This window comes from Flavobacterium selenitireducens (genome assembly GCF_014748335.1).
Taxonomy (GTDB): domain Bacteria; phylum Bacteroidota; class Bacteroidia; order Flavobacteriales; family Flavobacteriaceae; genus Flavobacterium; species Flavobacterium selenitireducens.
On record NZ_JAAVIY010000001.1, the window covers coordinates 504169 to 525800 of the forward strand.

15 protein-coding genes and 1 tRNA gene are annotated in these 21632 nt (G+C 47.2%); 8 read left to right on the forward strand and 8 right to left on the reverse strand.

Annotated features, from left to right (window positions below; genetic code table 11):
• The first annotated feature begins 5 nt into the window (after positions 1–5).
• Both HC229_RS02195 and HC229_RS02200 read left to right on the forward strand, forming a co-directional pair.
• Positions 6–452, forward strand: coding sequence for a GNAT family N-acetyltransferase (locus HC229_RS02195; RefSeq protein ID WP_191018796.1), 447 nt, complete (start codon positions 6–8; stop codon positions 450–452).
• A gap of 72 nt (positions 453–524) precedes the next feature.
• On the forward strand, positions 525–1049 hold the full coding sequence (locus tag HC229_RS02200) for a dihydrofolate reductase family protein (protein ID WP_191018797.1): 525 nt from the start codon (positions 525–527) through the stop codon (positions 1047–1049).
• Between the two features lie 179 nt (positions 1050–1228).
• Here the strand turns inward: HC229_RS02200 and HC229_RS02205 are convergent, their stop codons facing one another.
• The 4 genes from HC229_RS02205 to HC229_RS02220 are packed head-to-tail and all read right to left on the reverse strand — an operon-like array spanning position 1229 to position 4056.
• A complete protein-coding gene (locus tag HC229_RS02205; RefSeq protein ID WP_191018798.1) occupies positions 1229–1597 on the reverse strand; it encodes a DUF4406 domain-containing protein in 369 nt (122 codons plus the stop codon).
• Positions 1598–1619: 22 nt separating this feature from the next.
• Complete coding sequence (locus tag HC229_RS02210) at positions 1620–2591, reverse strand: nitrilase family protein (RefSeq protein WP_191018799.1); 972 nt, start codon at positions 2589–2591, stop codon at positions 1620–1622.
• A 22-nt stretch (positions 2592–2613) separates the two neighbouring features.
• Positions 2614–3432 carry an AraC family transcriptional regulator gene (locus HC229_RS02215; protein WP_191018800.1) on the reverse strand — a complete coding sequence of 273 codons (819 nt, stop codon included), beginning with the start codon at positions 3430–3432 and terminating at the stop codon, positions 2614–2616.
• Between the two features lie 42 nt (positions 3433–3474).
• Positions 3475–4056 carry a GrpB family protein gene (locus tag HC229_RS02220; RefSeq protein ID WP_191018801.1) on the reverse strand — a complete coding sequence of 194 codons (582 nt, stop codon included), beginning with the start codon at positions 4054–4056 and terminating at the stop codon, positions 3475–3477.
• Between the two features lie 448 nt (positions 4057–4504).
• Between HC229_RS02220 and HC229_RS02225 the strand changes: the two genes are divergently transcribed.
• Positions 4505–4975, forward strand: a complete 471-nt coding sequence (locus HC229_RS02225; protein ID WP_191018802.1) for a DUF1572 domain-containing protein — start codon at positions 4505–4507, stop codon at positions 4973–4975.
• 239 nt (positions 4976–5214) lie between these two features.
• Entirely contained in the window at positions 5215–6828 is a 1614-nt protein-coding gene (locus HC229_RS02230; protein ID WP_191018803.1) for a T9SS type A sorting domain-containing protein, read from the forward strand.
• 72 nt (positions 6829–6900) lie between these two features.
• On the opposite strand, the gene HC229_RS02235 is transcribed toward HC229_RS02230, so the two are convergent.
• From HC229_RS02235 to HC229_RS02250, 4 genes are all read right to left on the reverse strand, one after another.
• Entirely contained in the window at positions 6901–7260 is a 360-nt protein-coding gene (locus HC229_RS02235; RefSeq protein ID WP_191018804.1) for a site-specific integrase, read from the reverse strand.
• 18 nt (positions 7261–7278) lie between these two features.
• Positions 7279–7914, reverse strand: a complete 636-nt coding sequence (locus tag HC229_RS02240) for a phage integrase SAM-like domain and Arm DNA-binding domain-containing protein (protein WP_191018805.1) — start codon at positions 7912–7914, stop codon at positions 7279–7281.
• Between the two features lie 423 nt (positions 7915–8337).
• A tRNA-Ser gene (locus HC229_RS02245) sits at positions 8338–8422 on the reverse strand.
• Between the two features lie 163 nt (positions 8423–8585).
• Entirely contained in the window at positions 8586–9302 is a 717-nt protein-coding gene (locus tag HC229_RS02250; protein WP_191018806.1) for a LexA family transcriptional regulator, read from the reverse strand.
• 373 nt (positions 9303–9675) lie between these two features.
• Here HC229_RS02250 and HC229_RS02255 point away from each other — a divergent pair, with 373 nt between their 5' ends.
• The 4 genes from HC229_RS02255 (at position 9676) to HC229_RS02270 (ending at position 21378) form a co-directional block, all read left to right on the forward strand.
• A complete protein-coding gene (locus tag HC229_RS02255; RefSeq protein ID WP_191018807.1) occupies positions 9676–16701 on the forward strand; it encodes an Ig-like domain-containing protein in 7026 nt (2341 codons plus the stop codon).
• A 33-nt stretch (positions 16702–16734) separates the two neighbouring features.
• Positions 16735–17658, forward strand: coding sequence for a PorP/SprF family type IX secretion system membrane protein (locus HC229_RS02260; protein ID WP_191018808.1), 924 nt, complete (start codon positions 16735–16737; stop codon positions 17656–17658).
• Positions 17659–17669: 11 nt separating this feature from the next.
• A complete protein-coding gene (locus HC229_RS16690; protein ID WP_191018809.1) occupies positions 17670–19610 on the forward strand; it encodes an OmpA family protein in 1941 nt (646 codons plus the stop codon).
• A 217-nt stretch (positions 19611–19827) separates the two neighbouring features.
• A complete protein-coding gene (locus HC229_RS02270; RefSeq protein WP_191018810.1) occupies positions 19828–21378 on the forward strand; it encodes a T9SS type A sorting domain-containing protein in 1551 nt (516 codons plus the stop codon).
• The last annotated feature ends 254 nt before the right edge of the window (positions 21379–21632 follow it).

Below are 21632 nucleotides of genomic sequence, written 5' to 3' on the forward strand. Positions count from 1 at the left end.
CATAAATGATGGCTACATACAATATCGAACCCGCTTCTGTAAATGATTACGACCAGATAATTAATGTCTGGGAAGCATCAGTAAGGGCAACGCACGAATTCCTGAGTGAAAGTGACCTGCTGCTGTATAAGGAATTGCTATCTACAAAGTACCTCGCCATGGTAAAACTATACTGCATCAAGACAGATGGGCAAATAGCAGCCTTCGCAGGTGTTGCTGGAAATTCCATTGAAATGCTCTTTGCACACCCTTCCCATTTTGGTAAAGGTGTTGGCCGGTCGCTTACAGAATTCGCAATCAGGGAACTGGGATGCAGGGCCGTGGATGTAAATGAACAAAACAGGATAGCGCTTTTATTTTACATCAAAATGGGTTTCGATGTGACTGGCCGGAGTGAAACGGATGGGCTTGGAAAGCCATATCCCATATTGCACCTGCAACTGGCCACTTAGCTGGTATGTTTAGCCAACAAATAGGGAGGTAATTAAACAACCGGATTTAAATACAATTTTACTTTTATAAATATGAGAAATTTGATTCTTTACATTTCCTGCTCTTTAGATGGGTATATTGCCAAACCTAATGATGATCTTGGCTTTCTAAATCTTGTACAAATAGAGGGAGAAGATTATGGTTATAACGATTTCATCTCTACTGTTGACACGGTAATACTTGGACGCAGGACATACGATTGGGTTATGGGCGAAGTACAAGAATTCCCGCATTTTGACAAAGAGGTATACGTCATCACTCACCGTGAACAGCCTGCCAAGGGCAATATAAACTTTTATGGTGGTGATTTGCAGAAACTTGTCCTTAAACTAAAGAGTGAAAGTGGCAAAAATATTTTCTGTGACGGGGGCTCAGAAGTTGTAAACCAGCTATTTACCTACAAGCTTTTTGATGAAATTATAATATCTATTGTCCCGATAGTAGTAGGTAACGGCACCAGATTGTTTAAAGACGGCAGGCCGGAGCAGGAATTTAAACATTGCGGAACGAAGACTTATAAAAGTGGATTGGTTCAACTCCATTATAAAATTGCCTAGTCTCATTTGATTAATCCTTTAACCAACTGTTCAACGACGCAAGTCGTGCATCTTATGCACTAAACTATCCTTAAGCCATCCAAATGGAAGAATCATGTTTCGTTATACAGCAATCAAAATAAGAGTCCATAAGGACTCTTATTTATTTACACTATTAACTATCGTACAAACAGTACGTTTTATAGAGGTGGTATCTCCCGGAGGTCGTAAAATATTCGTTTTCCGTATGAAATTCCCGCCTTGATCATTTCATCAGCACCTGTAGATGGCCCGCCAATCCTTAATACTGCATCGCAGTGCTGTATAAGTCTCAGGGCAACGGGATGGAACAGCTCGTTAAAGATGCAGTCGCCTACCGCTTCTGAACCTGCGGCTTCTATCAGGGGGAGCGCAAACCATTCGCCCAGAACCGGCAGATGCCCCATTCTATAAATTTTGAGCGCCGTATCGGTCATCGCCTTGACATTTGCTTCGATAAGCGCCGGATCATCATTCGTGCCTGACCTGTAGGGGCCGGCAACCAGTATCATCATGTTAGATTTTTCCATTAGAAAATTATATGCTTATGACTTAAACATTTCCATCCATAGCATGACCGGATGTAAGCCAGGCTACTTTCTGTTCAGGGGTGTGCTCTGCTGCCAGTATTTTGCCGTACAAATCAGGCTTTCTTGCCTTAATGTAGCGGCTGCCACCGGCTGATTCAAGCTTATCGGAAGTGAGTGTTGCTATCGTGATGTCCGGGCCCAATGCTGTACATTCTGCTATTATTGTCCCGAAAGGATCCAGGATCATGGAGCAACCATTCTTAAGCTGATCATCATCCATTCCTATCGGATTGGAAAAGACACAATATAGGGCGTTGTCAAACGCTCTTGCCGGAAGCCATTTCATAAGCCACTCCCTACCCTTAGGACCATTAAATTCTGCTCTAAGTTGTAAGCTTTCCTGCTCCCGCTTGTACCACAGCTCCGGATCGACAAAACCTGCGCCCGGCCTTGGTGAAGGTGTACACATGGTTACATGGGGCATCAGCAGTATGTCCGCTCCCAGGAGTTTGGTTGCCCTTACATTCTCGATTATATTGTTATCATAGCAGATCAATATGCCAAAGTTCCATCCATACAAGTTGAAAACGCAATAGGCATCACCGGGAGTAAGGTGTGGATTAATAAAAGGGTGAAGTTTCCTGTATCTAGCAACAATGCCTGTTTTGTCAACACACACATAAGCTTTGAAAAGATTATCGTCAGCATCCTTTTCAAATAACCCAGCGCATATGGCGATATTATTTTTTGCTGCTATTTCAGTTAGCGCACATATGCTTGAGCTATCCTGCAGGTTCTCAGCAATTGCAAGCATCTGCTGTTTGTCCAGATGCCTGGCAAAGGTATAACCCGTTATTGAGCATTCATGAAATGTGATAATCCTGGCTCCGCCTGCCGCTGCCTTTTCGGTCAATTTCGTGATCTCGCTAAGATTGTAGGCTTTATCTCCGCTCCTGTTTTCAAATTGCGCTGTTGCGACCTTTAAATCCTCCATTATTCTATTTTTGACCGCAAATTTAAGAGGGTATTGTGTCGAATAATTGTACATTTTCGTCAGGTAGTGAAACTACATTGACCGCGAGGCTGTCATTTTTGTGGTAAGCGCCAGGTGTAATGCCTGTAATTTTTTTAAATTCACGGATAAGATGTGCCTGGTCGAAATAGCCGGCATCATAAGCAACCGGCGTAAAATCTTTAGTTGTTCGGGACTTGCCAAGAAAATAATGCAGCCTTATGATACCTCCCAGCTTTTTTGGGCTAAGCCCAACCACTTCATTGAAGGCGCGCTCCAGTGAGCGTTGTTTGCATCCCACGTGGTCAGAAAGTTCGTTAGATGAAAATTGGCCCTTCTGACGGAGTATCCATTCGGTGGAGGCAGATACAACGGGATGCAGGTTAGCTTTGGACTGACAAGCCAGCCTGGAGAAATAGGTGTCAAGTATAGACGCTGCCTGCCCATGACTTTTAGCAAAATGCAGCTCATCATGAAGGGAGGTCGCAGCTGTACCCATTACCAGGGTGCAATCAATAAGTTTATTTTTTATTGTATTTGCAGGGATATTAAAAAGGCTACTTAACCCGTAAGGGCGGAACACGACTATGACAAGGGATAACCGGCCCATAGTATTAAAAGTCCTGTAGTCAGTTATTGGACCGTATAAAAACGAACTCGGGATTATTTCGTTGTTGTCTCTTAACAAAGAATCCATGCAGAACACGATTCCGGTATTTCCATCGGCAAATATCCGTAGCGTCATGTTTAAAGCCTCTACACTGTCAATAAAGAGGTAATGCTTTATATACGGACGCAACGGTATTGAAGGAAGTATCTGCATGTGTCAAAATTTTTTAATGGACATAAGCGCACTTGCTCACAGCTACTCTGGTGTCCCCTCTTTATTAACGCTTCGAATAGTGTCAATGGCATCCTCGCTGAATCCACAATTCTGCAGCACGCCGGTTATAAATGCTGTTTTTTGCGCCACGTACCACTCTAATGTACGCGCTTTTGAAGCAAGCTCCCGCTTGAGTGTAGCGTATTCTTTTACGGACTCAGGATGAGCACGTAAATAATCCCTGAATTGCAAATGGTTCTCAAGGGAAAGAGAACCATTGATACAGACGTACAAATTATGGGACATACATTTTGCCTCTCCTTTTAAAGGGACATTGGGCTCCTTAGCTGTAAAAGCGTGCCTTCCTGGTAAACCCAAGGTCCCCACGTAACTATATCCGAGGTCTTGCAGGCGATAGATAATCTCAGCCAATTGTGCTTCACCCTCAATGATTATATCAATATCAAGTATTGGCTTTGCAGCCAACCCGTCTACCGATGTGCTGCCCACATGCTGTATCTCCTGAAACAAACCTTCAAGATGCAGCTCGTAAACATCACGTAATTGCTTGTATGCTATAGGCCAGAGAGACGAATAGGGTTCGATTTTGATTAATCTCGACATTTAAAAAAAACAGGTTTTATAAAAATGCAAAGATAAATTTCTAGTTGGAGAGAAGTGACTCTAAAGGTATCATAAGATACGCAGAACGTATAAACTTCAGTTAACCCTAAATGTTTGACAATCTGGCACCTCTGTCTGCTGCTGAAATTTATATGTGATGGGCAATCAGAAACTGTCTTTTATCTATTGCGTAACATAAAATCCCTTCTGAGTAATAGCTCTAAAGTTGAACAGGGTAGATTTGTTGAAAATTTGCTACAATGGGTAAAAAACTTAAAATAGGATTAGTGGCGATGTCGGCTTGGTTCCACATTTGAAACCAACCACAGTGAACACTCCACAATCATCTGATCAGGAGGTAATATCTGCACTTACGACTTGGTATTAATTCAATTTTTAAAGATAAATCTGAGTTTTTAATTTATTGTATAATAGTAATTTTGTCATCATGAGCAAAAATTTAGCAATTACAAACCGCCTCCGTGAAGTTTTACTTGATGGATATTGGGTTGCTAACACCAATTTTAAAGCGCAAATTTTAAGCGTCACTTGGGAGCAGGCAACCCAAAAAATTGGTAATTTAAATACGATTGCCGCCCTAACCTTTCACATTAATTATTATATAAGAGGTGTGTCAGATGTTTTTGATGGACACGAACTGACAATTAGTGATAAATACAGCTTTGATGCTCCACAAATTCAATCTGCTGAAGACTGGAAAAATCTCGTGGATTGCTTTATCAACAATGCTGAAAAATTTGTGAATCAAGTCGAGCGATTACCTGACACAATGCTGGGCAAGATATTTGTAGACGCAAAATATGGTGACTATTTACGAAATATTGAAGGTATAATTGAACATAGTTACTATCATTTGGGTCAGATATCATTGATTAAGAAGATGCTCTCTGATTTGTAACCTTCGCAAAGCTGGTGGACGGGCAGAAGTCCGCAAAATTTAAAGATACGCAGCACGTATTAATTTATGATTATCTATCTACTAATTGAGCACATATAACGCCGTTAAAGTAACATGCCATGATGGATATCGCTCAGGATTGTGTGAAAAGAATCCATCTCTTCGATATCGCGTACTTTTAAATACTTTCTAAGTAATTCGTTTACAATTCCAACTCATACTTTTATAAAAAAAGAATAATGAGAAAAAGAATAAAAATAGGCATCACAGTTGTGATGTTGGTTTGGTGTGCAGCAATATCGGCTCAGAATAGGGAATGGAAGTGGGCCAGGTCATCTCAAAATTCAAACACAGCTAACATTACCACCCTTTCATCTGATCAGCAAGGTAATATATATGCTGGGGGAACTTACGCCCCTCCAATTTTGTCCTTCGGAAGTAATACAATCGTCAACAATAGTCCCGGTACAAACTTTTTCATTGTAAAATATGATGCTGACGGTAATGCGCTTTGGCTCCGAAAAGCGACAAGCTTACAGTGCTTTCTGCACAGTGCCACTACTGATGCTGACGGTAACATTTTTGGTGTTGGCCACTTTTTTAGAGATATAACTTTAGGGAATATAACGCTTAATACGCCGTCTACCTGGTGCATGGTTATATTTATGATGGATAAAGATGGTAACTATATCTGGGCAAAAAGTGTCGGGGATAGCCAAAGGGTAACACCTTCTAGAATAGTTACGGACAGTAATGGTGACTTATGCGTAACAGGTACTTTTTCATGTCCATCCGTGGCATTTGAGGATTTCACTCTGGAACGTGTCGGCATCCAGGACATATTTGTGGCAAAATACGATAACCACGGAAATGTACTATGGGCAAAGAGAGCCGGAGGTACAGCAGGCCAGAGTTCAAACGCTCTTGCTGTCGATGATGAAAATAATATCCTGATAACTGGTGATTTTACGTCATCGATAACTTTTGGAAGCAGCTTGTTGACCAGTTCAGGGTCAGCAGACATTTTTGTGGCCAAATACGATACAAATGGAAATGAAATATGGGCTACATCAATGGGCGGACCCGATTACGATACAGCGTCCAATATAGCCACAGACATGGAAGGCAATGTAATTATAGCTGGTGATTATTATGACGATATTACGATTGGCAACGTTGCTCTTTACCATACGGGACAAGCAGACGCTTCTGATATCTTTATCGCTAAATATGACATGGCGGGATTCCCGGTATGGTGCAAATCCCTGCAGGGTGACCTCAAGGACACGTGCAGCGGTATTGCCACGGATGCGCTCGGCAACATCGTCATTACAGGTTTTTTCCTATCAGGAACGCTACATATCGAGGACAGTACAATCCTGACCAATTCAACAGGCCAACGACAATTGTATATTGCGCAATTCAACCCCGAAGGCTTTTACGGATGGGCCGAAAATCCTGGCGCGCACGGCAATAATCATAGTGCCGAAATAGCAATTGACCATCAGCAAAATATCATTATTGCGGGATCTTATAATGAAGCGTTATCTCTTGGCGACAATATCCTTGGTGAACCAGGAAATAATGCATTTGTCGCAAAATACGGCGAAGCAATTTTGGGAACAGATTACCCAGTAAAAAATGAGGTGCTGCTCTATCCCAATCCAGCTTCCGATACGATATATGTAAGTTCAAACTTTCCTACTGGCGTCGGGTACGTTATACATGACATTCAGGGAAGAACAGTCCAAACAGGATCTATATCCAGTGGCATAGTTGATGTTTCCAAATTATCGCAGGGATTTTACGCACTGTCAATTGGTGATAATGTGTCAAAGTTTATAAAGGAGTAATTTTTCGGGCCGCTCGCATTGACATAGAAAGGATCTCAGGAAATCTGATCTAAAGCCATTTTATATCAATTTTCAGGAATGAACCAACAAATGGCCGGCGTGTTCGGATCCCCGGGCAACAAAGCCAGCCGTCAGGCGACCTGAACTGATACATTTTGGATGGTCCGCATATTTCCTCAGTATTTCTTCAGCGATCGGAAGCAACGGAATTTTTGACGCCGTTTCGGTTTTCTGACGGTTCTTAAATATCCAGCGTTGCCCATCGATGCCAATCCCAATATGATCGGTCGTAAGCTGCTTCACGTCAATGTAAGCCAGTCCCGTAAAGCAGCTGAATATAAAAATGTCACGAACATGGGTCAGTCTCTCGGATATAAATTTCTTGCTATAGATCTTCTGTATTTCCTCCTCGAGCAGGAATTCACGATCCACTTCCCTGGTTTTCCCTTTTTAGCTCGCAAAAGGATCCTCTTTCATCCATTTGTTATCCAGGCATATCTGAATGATCTTTTTGAAATTTTTGAGGTATTTTACAGTCGTATTATTGTTGCATTTCCTGATGCTGCGAAGATAAAAATCATATTCCGCGACAAATTCATTATCGATTTTACTCAAGACGATATCAGATACCTTGTACTTCCATACCATAAACTCCACAGTATGCTTGAGAGAAGTTTCATAGCGTTCCAAGGTCCCCGCGGAATATTCATGTGGGACAAGCACTTTGATTTTGGCATTGTGATCCTTAAAAACATTGATGATTGTTAGTTGCTTGTCCGCCTTACCGGAAAGAATATTGGAAAACGTAGCGACATCAATTTTTTGATCCGTGGCGATAAGCTTCTTTTCTATGGCGGCATTATTTGCAACCAGCGAATCAAGGTGGCTGTTTATTAACTGGGCTAACTCCGAAGCGCCGGACATTCTTACACTTTTAAAGCACCATCTTGCAGGATCGACATATTTACCTGTACTCTTTTCGATTCGTTTACCACCAATAGTTGTACGGTGGTAGATAGGAATAAGTCCGTTGGAGTTGACTTTAGAACGTTTTAGATAAAACAGATTGATAATGACTGCATTCATTTTGCTGAACATTTAAACATTATAATTTAGTTTGAATGTCAAAGCGACGCAAGATGTTCATTTCCTGAACTGCCTAATTTTACTGGGGTTTCCAAGCAATTCGGGTACCTGAGAATCTTTTTGACCTTGGTACTCGAATTCGTACCCCTATCAGGTGCTAAAATTTGATTCAAAATGAATTGCTATAAAATGGAAAACCCTCTAAATCATACGATTTAAAGGGTTTCGGGTTGCTTTAAAAGCTTTTCAGCGGAGAAAGAGGGATTACTTACGTGATCCCAAGAGGGGAAACCTTACAGCAAAAGCGAAATGCTTGAAATGCATTTCTCCTTTTTTATTTACAGTGAGAAGGAGCTTAAGCAAGCTTGCTCCTTCTCACTGTAAATAAAAAAAGCCGGAAACTTTCGTTTCCGGCTTTTGCTGCGGAGAAAGAGGGATTCGAACCCCCGGACCTGTTACAGTCAACAGTTTTCAAGACTGCCGCAATCGACCACTCTGCCATTTCTCCAATAAGGTCTGCTAGCGTTCCCGTTAGCGGATGCAAATATAACAAGGCTTTTCTGTTTTCCAAACATTTTTTAGACAAAAAAATAACGTTTGATACTCCTCAAACTTAAACCCTTTAAAATCAATACTGACGAATTTAAATCGACCAAAATTAATGCAACGCCTCAATCGGTGATTTCATTTTTCTTCATGAATTTATCGATCTTTTTCAGGCTGTCGTTGATAAAACTGACTTTGCTGTCTGAATTTACGTCGTATGACAAAACGCCTTTTACCATCCAAACCTCTGCAATTTCAGAATTGTTCAACGTAACCTCGTTGTAAAAATCGTTGTCGCTGGTCAGCACGTATTGGTCGTCCTTAAAACCAGAAGGCGAAACCCTATTGAGAAAAATTCCCTTGGTTTTCGTCACGATCACAGCTACCTTATTGTCCTTGACCTCGGCCAGAGACGACGCGCTACATACCACAAAAGAGTTCTCATCAATCAGCGGAAACATATTGTTGCTCACCACCTGGAATGCCTGGGAGTTCTTTATGTCGATAAAAGGGAAACTGAATTTTGGCACCAATTCCATCAGTGATTTACGATCGGCACCCGCCGCATATTGGAATTGCACTTCCTTGGTTATCAACGGAGTGGCGCCAGAAATTTCTGTTCCGGATTTTTTGTCAAGGAAAATTTCATTGAGATCCAATTCGTAAAGATCGCATATTGAGATAACCGTCTCATAGTCGAGACTGTTCCTCTTTTTCCATGTGGATATGGTGTTTGGCTTAATGTTCAGGAATTCCGAAAGCTGGATATCCGTCTTTAATTTTAATAACGATTTTAAGCGACTGATAACGTTATTCGCATTTTGTGAGTTTTTTTCTTGCATAATCGCAAAACGTGTGTTACCTTTATCTAACGAGATAAAAATATGGTTATGAATTCTTACTAAAAATTCAACCATATAAATCGTCGGGGGCTACAATTTATACAGCCTAAAGGCCATAACAACCCGGATTTCACGGATCATGTCAGGGTCAGAAACGGAGACATTCGCAATTTGAGAATTTCCGTTTCGTTTTTGAAAATTAATTCACGACTATCTGCAATGTGGTATTTCAGAATTCGTGTGAAAGTGACAAATATAGAATTTTTCATATAGCAATCTATTAAACAAAACAAAAATTTTAAAGCAATTACGAATGAAATAGTTAAATCACACACACCGTCCCACACCTCACTATTAACTTAACACTTTACTTATGAAATTGAATTCTACATTCACAAGGATGTATGTATTCCTGTACATCTTTGCCTTTCTGTTACCGATTTTGTTCTCCCAGGGAGCAATCGCCCAATCGGTAAGGGTCTTTCCCGAAACGATTTCGAGCCAAAGCAATTCCGACAATGTCGCCAACGCGGTAGACGATAATCTCTCGACTTTTGCCCGCGTACGCGCCAGTTCCGGGCTGGCGCTTGGAATCGGTGCCTATTCCGGCCACGTCGAACTTCAGTACGACACCACGCTTCCGGCCAACACCACCTCTTACGTCAAGGTCCGTACAGACGACAATCTCCTGCCCGCACTCTTGGGTGGAAGCCTTGGAGGGCTTTTGTCGAACGTGCTTGGTTCCGTGCTCATCGGCAACCAGGAATTCACGATCCAGGCCAAAAACAATGGAACCGTCGTGCTTCAGGGCGACAGCCAGGACATAGGCGAATTCGCCACGAACCGATTGCGTATCGTGACCGATGAGAACGGCGACTTTTTTATCGCCATCACGCCGGCCCAAGCTTATAACCGCATCCGGCTTACGAATCGCATCGGAAGCCTTCTCGGCCTGTTCAACACCCGAAACCTTGATGTCTACGACGCATTTTATATCGCGACTGCAGACAATTGCGGTCAACCATCCTATACTTCGTTCTCCGGAAGCGGCATCACGCTCGACCTCCTGCAGATAGCCGGTGCCGGTGTAGACGATCCCGAAAACGCAATTGACGACAGTACGACAAATTTTTCACAACTCAGTCTCGGCATCCTGGGCGTTGCAGCCTCTATCGAGCAAACGGTCTACTTCGACGGACTTTCCAATCCGAATGACCAATTCAATGTACGATTGCGCCTCTCGCCTTCCCTACTCGAGGTAGGCGTTGCCAACAACATACAGATCATAGCGCAGAACGGCCCAACCTCCGTCCAGACGATTACGCTGAGCTCGCTGCTCAACCCGGAAGTCATCGGTCTTATCCAAGGTAACCAGATCGTGACGATCCCGGTACAAACTTCCGCTCCGGCCAATCGTATCACTGTGCGGCTTTCCGCCCTGCTCAATGTACAGTTGCAGCAAAGCATCGACCTTTTTGGTGTTACCAGGGTTGCGAGAGCGCCTGTGATTACGGATTCTTTTACGCTTGCGCCGAGAATTTGCGCCGGAAGTACAGCTTCACTGATCGCCAATACCGCGGCGAATTATGAATTGCACTGGTACTCAGCCGCGACGGGCGGGACGCCATTGGCAGTGACCACGTCGGGTCAACCGTTTGTAACGCCGGTCCTTGCAACCGACACCTCGTTTTATGTTGCTGCGGTCAGGATCGGATGCCCCGAAGAATCTTCCCGGGTTCGCATCAATGTAGACGTGGTACCATTGCCGTCAGCGGCCGATATCACTATCGCGTCGCCTCTTTCGGCCTGCCAGGGCAATATTACGCTTACGCCGACGACGGTTCTTGAGAACGCTGTCATCCGATACTATACGAACCAAAACATGACCCAGGAAATCGTCACCGGATTTACCGGAACTCCGGGCGTAACCTATGTCAAGAACGACGCGACGGGCACACTTGCGATATCCGGCCTTTCCCAGGCCAACTCGCCTTACACCTATTATATCGCCCTCGAAGTGGAGGGACTTTGTACGAATGCGACGGGAACACTAAAGGAAGTGGTCGTCAACTATTCGGAACAACTTGTGGTGCAGGCCAATACGACGCTCGAGGGATGCGGATCGGCCAATTTAGCCGACGCCATCCTGAATTTCGACCCGAATAACACTTATCTCTTTTTCGACGCGGCCAACAATCCGGTAGCAGCGGAAGCAGCGGCGAACATTACTACGAGCGGAAGTTATTCCATACAGGCGCAAGGCCCTAACGGAACCTGCGCCTCTGCCTTGGTTACGGTAAACGTAACGATCAACCAGCAACCCGTGATTACCACGGCGGCGACTGCTTTGGTCACAAACGTGGGCAACACCGTTACTCTCTCTGCCACCGCCTCTGCCGGTACGATAACCTGGTACGATCAGGCCGGAACCGCTCTGGCTTCAAACGTAGCCGGCCCATTTGCCACTACCGGAACTTTCGCTTTTACGGGAATCGCAACCGTCGGAAGTTGTACGGCAAGCACCACTATCACCGTAACGGTTCTCGACGCCAATGAGTGTCCTCCACTTTTACAGCCAGCCTACGCTACTACGCAAAGCTCCGGATCGGTGATCACGGGTGGTGTCGCCAACGGCTCGAATGCCGTGGATGCAAACCTTCAGACACATTCCACTATCGTTACAGGACTTGGATTGCTCGGCATAGGAACGACCTGGCAAACGCTTCAGTGGCCGAATACCGTTGCCGCCGGAACGCCCGTCACAGTAAAACTCGGTTCTGAATACAGCGGGTTGACGCTCATCGGAGGGTTCTCTGTCGTCGGCACGAAACGCAACGCCCAAGGAATTCCCGTTGAAATCGGAAATCCTCAACCCGTGTCAGGCTCACTGCTGGACCTGCTGCCGGGACAAAATACTTTTGAATTTACATTCGTTCCGGCTAACGCATCCGGGCCGCAAACATTCGACGGTGTCCGCATCATTGTATCCTCGTTGGTAAGCGTCGCGCAAAACGCAAAGGTGTTCGAAGCCTATTATGCCACGCCAGCCACCCAGGTCGCTTGCGGTGACGATGCCCGCGATGTGCTTTACGGAGCCGTCGATCTTGGAGTCGGCGCCCTGACCTCGACCGTAAGCGTAACGAATCCGTTTCAAGCCATCGACAACAGCCAGACCACGGCCGCGACCCTGTTTAGCGGAGTAGGCGTCCTCGCCGCCGCGGAAATGACCGTCGTATTCAACACACCGTCGATTGAAGGCGACCAGGTCCGCATCCGACTTTCCAAACCCGGAACATTGCTCACCTTGTCGCTGTTGAACGGGCTAAGCGTACAACCTATGTTGGGCAACGCGCCGTCCGGCGGTCTGATCTCAACGGGATTGTTGACGCTACAACTGCTTGGCGGAGGCGAGGCGGCCGTAGTGACGTTCACGCCGACGGCTACCTTCGACAGGTTGAGGATACGGTTTGGAGGTGTTGCAGGCGTCCTCGATCAACTCAACGTTCACGATGTGGAACGACTTGCCAACACTCAGGTTATCGATGCCGATGAGAACAACGAAGTCACGGCTTGCCAGGGCCAAACCATTACTCTTGAAGCCGCTCCTATCGCCTGTACCTCTTTTGTATGGTACGATGCGGAAGTTGGCGGAAACGTCGTGGCCACCGGAAATTCGTTTACAATCCCGGCTAGCTTGCCTCAAGGCACCTATACGTTCTGGATCCAGCCGATCCGCTTCGGGTGCGCGTTTTTGAGCCGAGGCAGCGTAACGGTCAATGTTACTGAGACTGCTCCTGCGGACGCTATCGAATCGGTAACGATCAACGGCGGTTCCGAAACCTCGATTTGTGCTGCCGACGGAAACGTCACCCTTGTCGCGAATCTTGATGCTGAGCTTACTGTCACGGATCCCGTTTTCTATTGGTATTCCTTTGATGGGACGACTCAGACGCTGATTGCCAACCAAACGACGTCCACACTTGCGTTGACCGGACTGGCGCCGGGTTCTTATACGTATTTCGTCGGATTCAGTTCTGCTGAATATTGCCAGACGGCCCAAGCCGACCGAACCCGTATCGATTTTACGATCCTGCCGTCTTCGGTCGCAGCCGATATTTCGGTTTCCGACACTGGAATCTGCCTTGACGGAACCGCCGTCATCACGCCTACAACTACGTTGGCCGGAGCCCAATTCACCTATTATTTCACAAACGACACGACCCAACAGATAACCGATGGCCTTACAGTCGGCGGCGTCACTTACGACATCGCTTCAAATGGCGTCCTTACGATTACAGGACTTGACGAATCGGCCAGCCCGTATACGTATTACGTTGCGGTGTCGAGCAATACGACGTGTATCAACCAAGCCGGAAACCTCGAAGCCGTTACGGTCACAGTGGGTAGTTTGCCGACACCGACGACTGCTGAAACGACACAGAATTTCTGTGCTGCCAACAATCCTACGGTGGCCGATTTACAGGTCAATGAAACCGGCGCCATATTCTACGATGCCGCTATTGGAGGCAATGTATTGGCTGCCGATACGGCTCTAGTAAACGGAGGAATCTACTATGCGGCCTTGTCGGATGGCGTCTGCGAAAGCGAAACCCGCCTGGCCATTACCGTAACGATAGGAAACCCTCCGACACCGACGACCAACGATAACGAGCAGAACTTCTGCGCCGTTGACGCGCCGACCGTAGCCGATATCCAGGTCAACGAAACCGGTGTCGTGTTTTATACGACGCCAGCAGGCGGCACGGCTCTCGATCCCGCTACGCCACTTGCTGCCGGAATTTATTATGCTTCGAGCGTAGACGGCGCCTGCGAAAGCGAAACCCGCCTGGCGATAACGGTCGTAATCGGTGATCCAGAGACTCCGACTACGGATGACGCGACACAGGATTTCTGCGCCGACCTGAATCCGACAGTAGCCGACCTTGCCGTCAATCAAACCAATATAGCGATTTACGACGTCGCTACAGGCGGACAACCGTTGACGCCGGAAACTCCTTTGGCAACTGGAACGTACTACGTGGCGGCAATCGAGGCCGGTACGAATTGCGAGAGCACCGACCGCCTTGAGATCGCGGTTAACGTAAGCAATGTAAATACGCCTTCTACAAATGATACCACACAAGATTTTTGCCTGTCTGCCAATCCGACCGTTTCGGATATACAGGTAAACGAGACAGGTGTGACGTTTTATGACGCAGCCGATGGCGGAAGCCCTTATGACGCCTCCGCCCCATTGGTTTCGGGAACATACTACGCAGCTTTGACAAATGGCGTCTGCGAAAGCGACGAACGCCTTGAGATTGCGGTAACCGTTGCCGATCCGGCCGCGCCGACCACAAACAATGCGACCCAGACGTTCTGCCAGAGCGACAACCCTACGGTGGGCGACATCCAGGTAAATGAGGCGACCGTTGTTTTTTATGACGCCGTTACAGGCGGAACCGCTATCGATCCGTCTACTCCATTGACGGCCGGCACCTATTTCGCAGCCAATGTGGTAAATGGTTGTGAGAGTTCGGAAAGGCTTGAGATCACGATCATCATCGACGATCCAGGCACGCCGACGACGAACGACGCTACACAAAATTTCTGTGCCTCGGGCAATCCGACGGTAGCCGATATCCAGGTCAACGAAACCGGAGTCGTGTTCTTTGACGCGGCATCTGGCGGCAACCAACTTGATCCGTCGACGCCACTCGTTGCGGGCATTTACTATGCTGCTTTCGGAAACGTGACGTGTTCGAACACGACGCGTCTCGAAGTGACCGTAACCATCGGAAACCCACTTACGCCGACGACAAATTCCGCTTCGCAGACATTCTGTGCTACACAAAATCCGACGGTAGCGAACATTCAGGTCAACGAAACTGGCATTGTGTTCTATACGACGGCAACCGGTGGAACACCTTTGGATACGACCACACCGCTTGTCACGGGAACTTATTTCGCGGCCATTTCAGACGGGGCATGTGAAAGCGGAACCCGTCTTGAAATTGCGGTAACCGTGAGCGATCCGGCTACGCCCACCACGACAGACTCTACCCAGGATTTCTGTCTTTCGGACAATCCAACGGTGGCGGACCTGCAGGTCAACGAGACCGGTGTTGTATTTTTCAGTTCAGCAACCGGGGGAACGCCTCTTGAGGCCTCGACGACTTTAGTGAACGGCGTGTACTACGCCTCGCTTTCCGTCGGTGATTGCCAAAGTGCAATCCGACTCGAAATCGCCGTCAATATCGTCGATCCGGCCACGCCAACGACGACTGACGACACCCAAATGTTCTGCCTGGCCGACAATCCAACAGTGGCAGATATACAGGTCAATGAACTGGACGTCGTCTTCTACACTGAAGCGACCGGAGGCACGCCTCTATCGGCTTCGACGCCTCTTGTAACAGGAACATACTATGTGGCATTGGTCGTGGGAGACTGCGAAAGCGCCGTGAGACTTGCGATCGAGGTCATGGTTTCCGGTTCGGACACCGCGGTAATTACCGGTGGAGGCGACACAACCTGCGTTTCACAATCGGTAACCTATTCCACTACGCCAGGCATGACCAACTATGTCTGGACCGTTACAGGCGGGCAAATCACTGCCGGAGGCGGAACCAACGATAGTTCGGTAACCGTAGAATGGCTGTCAATAGGGACGGGTAACATTTCAGTTGTCTTTACCGATGTGAACTGCGGCAATACGACGTCGGCTTCGCTGAATGTGAACGTCAATGTCTGCTCAGATCTCACGATCTCCAAAGTGGTCGACATCTTCAATCCTACGATTGGCCAGCACGTCACGTTTACCATTACCGTCAATAACGAAGGCATCAGCAACTTTACGGATGTCATCGTAAACGAGATGCTTCCGTCAGGATATACGTTGGTGAATTTCAGCGCTTCGGCCGGAACCTACCTCCCGTTGACCGGATGGTGGACGATCCCGGTCCTGGTAGCAAATGATTCGGCTACGCTTACGATCACGGTCATTGTGAATCCTTCAGGAAATTACCTGAACAGCGTCACGATCGATGATTCCGTGCCGGATGATTCCACGGTGCTCAACAACGGAGCTGAAGCATGGGTAGAACCACTCTGCTTGATTGTCTACAACGAATTCACTCCGAATGGCGATGGCGACAACGAGACGTTCCGCATCGATTGCATCGAGAATTATCCGAACAATATGCTGCAGGTCTTCAACCGATACGGCGTAATGGTGTACAAAACGCGCGGTTACCAGAACAACTGGGACGGTATCGCCAACCAGAATTCACCTATCAACGAAGACAAGATGCTTCCCGCCGGAACCTATTACTACACGCTCGAATTGGGCGATGGTAGCGGTGTTACCAAGTCGGGATGGTTATACATCATGCGATAACCGGAATCAGCCATTAACTAAAACTTTGACGCAATGAAATTCAATATATATGCAATCAGTGTGGCATTTCTCGTGATGTTTTCCATTAGCGGGAATGCCCAACAGGATCCGGGTTACACACAATACATGTACAACCCGCTTGTAATCAATTCCGGATATACCGGCTCGACGGGAGCTCTTGAAGCCGTGCTGATCCACCGCTCCCAATGGGTTGGTATCGAAGGCGCGCCCGAAACCCAGTCATTTACGGTCCACAGCCCGCTTTCAAATGAAAAACTTGGGCTTGGCTTCTCGGCCGTCCAGGACAAATTAGGCCCGTCAAGGGAGATTTACCTCGACGGTAACTTCTCGTACACCATCGATTTGAACTACAATACCAAACTCGCCTTCGGACTCAAAGCCGGGGCGAGAATCCTCAACATCGATTGGTCGAAAGGACGTTTTTACGATGAGGACGATGCGTTGCTGAACCAGAACATCGACAACAAATTCATCCCGCAGATCGGTGCCGGTGCGTATTTGTACGGCGATAAATGGTATGTGGGCGCGTCTGTCCCGAGCTTTATCAAAAGCGATTATTATGACGATATAGCCGAGGAGGTCGATCCCGATCGCCTTCACTTCTACCTTATCGGAGGTTACGTTTTCGATCTTACCGACAACCTGAAATTCAAGCCGGCCGTTTTGGCAAGGGCAGTTTCGGGCGCTCCGGTTGAGTTCGATGTCTCGGCGAACTTTATGTTCATGGAAAAATTCGTGCTCGGGGCCGGATACCGTTTCGACGATTCGGTTTCTGCTTTGGCCGGGTTCCAGATCTCCCGCGATTTCTTCATCGGATACGCTTACGATTTCACTACGAGTGAACTCAACAAGTACAACAACGGTACGCACGAAATACTGTTGCGCTTCCAGATGAACAAGAAAACCAGCCAGATCAAATCACCGCGATTCTTCTAAAACCTCCAAACATGAACAAGTTTTATATCATCATAGCGTGCCTGGTCATTTCGGTGGCCTCGGCACAGACCAAGCTCAAGCGAGCCGAGAAACTTTACAAGCAGTATTCGTTTACCGAAGCTGCCAAACTGTACGACGAAGCGCTTTCCGAAAAGGAAAATCCGGGAGCCGAAATTTTGAAGATGGCCGGGGATTCCCATTACAACATCGGCCAGAAGCGAGAGGCGCTGAAATATTACCAGATGCTTTACGAGGTCCAGGGAAGCACGATGCCCGGCGAGTATTTCATCCGGTACACCGAATCGATAAAGGCGACGCTTGATTACGCCAAAGCAGACAAGGTCACTAAGGAATTCCTCGAGGCAAAAGGCGACAATGCCCTCATGGCCAAATATGCATTGCAGAAAAAGCAAATGGACAGCCTCGCAAAGGAAAAACCGTTGTACACGGTAAAAGTATTGGATGCAAATTCCAACAAGTCCGATTTTGGGACCGCGTTTTACGGACAGAAAATTGTCTATGCTTCGGCAAAGGATACGACGAAGTACAACGAGAAGCTTTACAACTGGAACAAGCAGCCGTTTCTCGATTTGTACGTGGCCGAACGCAATGTTTCGGATGGTTCCCTGATCAACGTCCAACCCTTTTTGCCTCAGGCCATGACGCGCTATCACGATGCGGCGGCCACTTTTAGCCCGGATCTCAAATGGGTCTATTACACGCGCAACATCGTCAAGAACAACAAAAAGCTCGTCAACGACAAGACGGGAACAAACCAGTTCAAGATCGTGCGCGCGCCTCTTCAGGAAGAGTCAAAAATCGGCAAACTCGAAGATCTTCATTTCAACAATAACGCCTATTCTACCGGGCACCCGGCTGTTAGTAGCGACGGCAAATGGTTGTTTTTCGCTTCGGATATGCCCGGCGGACAAGGCGGTTCGGATATCTACGTAGCCGAAATCGACGCGGCAGGAACCGTTGGGCCGGCCAAAAATCTTGGTCCTACGGTCAACACTCCCGGAGAAGACATGTTTCCGTATTTCAGCAACGGTATGTTGTATTTCGCTTCCGACGGCCATTTCGGTTGGGGCGGACTCGACATATACGAAACGAAAATGAGCGAAAACATGGCTTTTTCCGAACCTAAAAACCTCGGATCACCCATCAATTCCAACAAAGACGATTTCGCTTATATCGTGGATGCCGAAGACAAATTCGGGTACTTTTCCTCAAACCGTGAAATGGGAAAAGGCGACGACGACATTTACTACTTTACCAAGGTCAAAGCGCCTTGCGACGAACTGATTTCCGGTAAGGTCACCAACGCGAAGTCGAAGTTGCCGATCGCCGGGGCAACCGTTAGCGTTACCGATTTGATGGACACCGACGTCTCTTCGGCCACGACCGATGGGAACGGCGATTACGTCGTCAAGGTACCTTGTGGCAAAACCTACAAAGTCGCCGCTACCAAAGCCAACCACAGCCGTGAAGAAAAACAGCTTGAGATCGGCAAAAAGAACGGCAACCAGACCAAAGATGTGAATTTCGAACTTACGAACTACGATGATCTAATCACCAAAAAAGACAATGTCGAGAAGATCACCGTGAACCCGATCTATTTCGAATACGACAAATGGGACATCACGGATGTTGCCGCGGTGGAGCTCGACAAAGTGGTCTTCGCGATGACCAAATTCCCTGTCTTAAAAATCAAGATCGAGTCGCATACGGACTCGAGAGGAAAGGACGCTTACAACCTGAAGTTGTCCGACAACCGCGCCAAATCTACCAGAGACTATATCATTTCAAAAGGAATTGATGCCACGCGCATCGAAAGTGCTATCGGATACGGCGAAAGCCGCTTGACGAACCGATGCAGGAACGGCGTCAAATGTACGGAGGCCCAGCATTTGGCCAACCGCCGCTCTGATTTCATCGTGATCGATAAGTAAGTTAGGTTACTTAAGTTTGGGTGTTTTGAAAGCCGTCCGGGGGGGCGGCTTTCTTTGTTACAATCGGTAAGATATCGCGAATTCTAACCGAGGCCGATCCAATTCTCAATTGCGTCAGATCGGAACACACCTCCTTGCGTACATTCGCATCTCATCATCAAATCAACATCCGCACGCTGTCCCGAATGGGGGCGAAAGCTCGAAAAACGCACTGTTTATGCAGAAAATCGTATTCTTTACGTGGCTTGCACTCGCCTTTCAGTGCGTGGCGGCCCAATCATCATTCGAATGGATCAGGACGCCGGCCATCGACCTGAGCTCAAATGGTAACCTGGTGGGTTATTCCGTCGCCTGCGATGCCGTGGGAAATGTATGTTACGCCGGTTATGAATCGGACGGGATCGCGTACGGTTCGGATATTTTTGGAACAGTGTTCATCAAAAAGTATGACGTACAGGGCAATTTGCTGTTTTCAACGAATATCACGGGCCAGGCTGCAATCCGGAATATGGTCTGCGACGGCCAGGGAAACCTTCTGCTTGCGATAGGGTTTCGCCAAAGTATGACGATTGATGGACAGGCGTTTTCCACTTCAAACCAAGGCGTCGAGCCCATGCTCGTAAAATTAGGTGCCGATGGAACGCTGCTGTGGCAAATGATCCCGACTATAGGCGAATCGGTAATAGAACATTTCAACGCAATCGCCGTCGACGCGTCCGGCAACGTCTACATCGGATACGGGAATTACGACGATTCCTATCTCGTCAAACTTTCGCCTTCCGGAACGCATCAGATGACGCTTTTGCAGCACAAGGTCAAGATGCTTACCTCGATAAGCGTTGACAACCTGGGAAATATTTACACGGCCGGGTCATGTGCGGAAAATACGGCCAGTTTCAATGGCATCTCCGCTCCTACCGATCTCACTTATAATGTTTACGTTTCCAAGTATGACGGATCCGGAATCTTCCAGTGGGTGAACTATGTCGAGGACATCACTTGCCCGTTTCCGATCGTAAAGGCTAAAAGTCCGGACGCGATTTACTTTAGTTCTGCCCTTTCGGATGCGTTTGCGCTTGGTAATTTGTCTTCCGAAGGCCCGATTTCGGGTGCCGAGGATTTTTTCGTATCCGAACTGGATTCGGAAGGCATTTTTCAGTGGATAAGAGAAGTTCCGGGAGAAGGACAGGCCGGTCCCGGCAATCGCAATGCGCTGGAACTCGACGAAAATGGTAATGTGTACTTCACAGGAAGCACGCGTGGCGCAATCGCCTGGAGCGGTTCACACCTGACCGAAGCCATGGGCTTTCACGCCGACGCCCTGGTTCTCAAGTACAATTCACAGGGTGAGGTTTTACTGGCCAAAACGGTTTTGGGAGCGTCTGAAAATCGATTTGATGCTGTGGCTGTCAACGGACAGGGCGAGATTTTCCTTAGCGGATTTTCATACGGCTCCGTCTCGCTCGACGACATCCACCACGAATCGGAAGAACGGTTCACCTTCCTTACCAAACTCTCCGGTCCAGGTCTCGGACAGCCTTCTCACCAAACTTCCGAAATCGGCCTATATCCCAATCCTGCAAAGGATTACATACAAGTAAGCGGAATTTCTTCCGACAACAACGCTACTTTTTACAACGCCCTCGGGCAAAAAATCAAAACGGCAACACTTTCTCCCGACGTGAAGTTCCCGGTAGGCGATCTCTCCCAAGGCGTCTATCTGCTAAAGGCGGAAGGCATGCCCACAAAACGGTTCATTAAGCTATAAATGTGAATTTGTTTGAAATTATAAAACCGTCAGCGCTTAACTGGCGGTTTTTTTTTGATGTTTTCGGCTTGTATAATTTCAAGGCTCACGGTATCAGAAGTTTCAAAAAGTGACGGCCCGGACGTAAGTATTGAACATTGATCTGGGATCCTTATAATAGGGTTAAGTCAGTTTTCCGAACATTCAGCTCGAACAGGTCATTGTGTGTATCTAAATAAAGTGACGCTATTACGGTTTTACAAAGGGGTTTGCTG